The sequence below is a fragment of the Synechococcus sp. CCY9201 genome (genome assembly GCF_034931105.1).
In the GTDB taxonomy this organism is placed as follows: domain Bacteria; phylum Cyanobacteriota; class Cyanobacteriia; order PCC-6307; family Cyanobiaceae; genus CBW1002.
Window position 1 is genome coordinate 1 of record NZ_JAYGIC010000092.1, and the last position, 1628, is coordinate 1628.

Annotated in this window: 2 pseudogenes; both read right to left on the reverse strand. The window is 71.4% G+C overall.

Annotated features, from left to right (window positions below):
- Nucleotides 1-465: pseudogene (locus tag VB716_RS09125) on the reverse strand (hypothetical protein); the annotation flags it as partial.
- Nucleotides 462-1628: pseudogene (locus VB716_RS09130) on the reverse strand (hypothetical protein); the annotation flags it as partial. The pseudogenes VB716_RS09125 and VB716_RS09130, both read right to left, overlap by 4 nt.

Sequence of the window (1628 nt, forward strand, 5' to 3'; positions counted from 1 at the left end):
GGCGGCAGCGTCGAGGGCCAGGCGCTGCGGGCTGGAATCGGCGATCGCCGGCAGGGGGGATCGGGCGCGCTGGATCAGGCTCTCCATCACCCCCTCCAGCTGCTGGTGCCAGCGGCGCCAGCGCACCAGCCGGCCATCCACCAGCACCAGCGGTGCTTCCGGAGCCTCGTTCAGCTGGATGGCCTCGGTGCTCAGGGGCGAGTGGGCGAGGGCCTGCCGGTGCCGCTGCGGCCAGTGGCTGGCTTCCACCTCCGCCGGTGCCGGTCCCTCCAGGTCCAGGTCCAGTTCGCCCCGCTCCAGCGCGCTGCCGAGGGCGGCGATCACCTCCAGCAGGGCCGGATCCAGCGGCGTGGCGGAGCTCTTGCCGGGGTGGGTCTGTGCTGACCGGAGCTGGGCGGCGTAAATCCGTGGCAGGGCCTCCAGCAGCAGCTCGGCCAGGCCCAGTCCAGCGGCGGCGGAGGTCATGCGGTGGTATTCCGAACATCGCTCTCGCGAACACCAGTCTCCCGATCACCGCGCTGCAGCAGCGCATCCAGGGCCAGCAGGCGCTGCAGCGGTGGTCGTTCCACCACCATGCCGGGCACCTGCTCGGCCTGGCAGGGACCCGGGGCACCGCGCAGGAAGGCGTACACCCAGCCGCCCAGGTGCTGCTGCGGCCGGTATCCCGGCAGTCGCCAGCGCAGGTAGCGATGCAAGGCCACCAGATAGAGATGCGCCTGCAGCAGATAGTGGCGCTCCACCATCTGGGCCGCCATGGCCTGGCGGTCGTAGTGAGCGGGTCCGCAGGCCAGCGGCCGTCCTTCCGCGTCCCGTTCCCCGATCCAGTTGCTTTTCCAGTCGAGCACCCACCAGCGCTCCCCCTGGCAAAAGACCAGATCGATCGAGCCGGTGAGGAAGCCGCGGCTGGCCACCTCCAGCCGGCCCAGGGACCTGGCATAGCCCGCATCGACCAGGCCTCCCGGATGGGCGGCGAACACCTCGGCCAGGCCAGCGGCCGTGACCTGGGGCGGGCGCCGGGGTGGCTGCTCCAAGCCACCGCGGGGCAGCTCCAATCCGTCGGGAGGCTCGATGGCCAGGGGCAGATCGAAGCTCATCTCGTTCAGCCGTTCCGCCAGGGGCAGATCCGCCAGCCGGAACGATCCCAGCTCCCCGCCCAGGGGGGTCTGGCGCAATTGCTCAAGGCCGGCCAGCAGGTTGGGTTGCAGCTCCGGCGCCAGGCCAGCACGCTCCAGTTCCTGCTGCACCACCGCCACGCTGGCTGGTGTGTCCGTGGGCTGGCGGTAATCCAGCCGCTCCAGGATGCGGTGCAGGGTGTCTCCAGGACCGGCGCCGCGGGGGAACTCCGCCAGCGGTCCGTGGCGGGACCAGGGCTGCCCGACGACCGTGGCGTTCGGCAGACTGCGTTCTGAAGCCGTTAAGGGCTTGCTGTCCTGATCCTTGGTCCTGGCGCTTTGGGCTGGGGTTTGGCCGCTGACGCCCTCAGCGCTGCCCAGAACCTCGGTTTCGCCCACCAGGCCATCGGTGTCGCGCCCCTGCTCGCGGGCCTCCGGCGCCAGGGAGGCGGCCCCGTGGGTCCAGCTGGAGTAGCTGCTGCGGCCCCAGCTGGTGTCGATGCGGTGGCGGGGCAG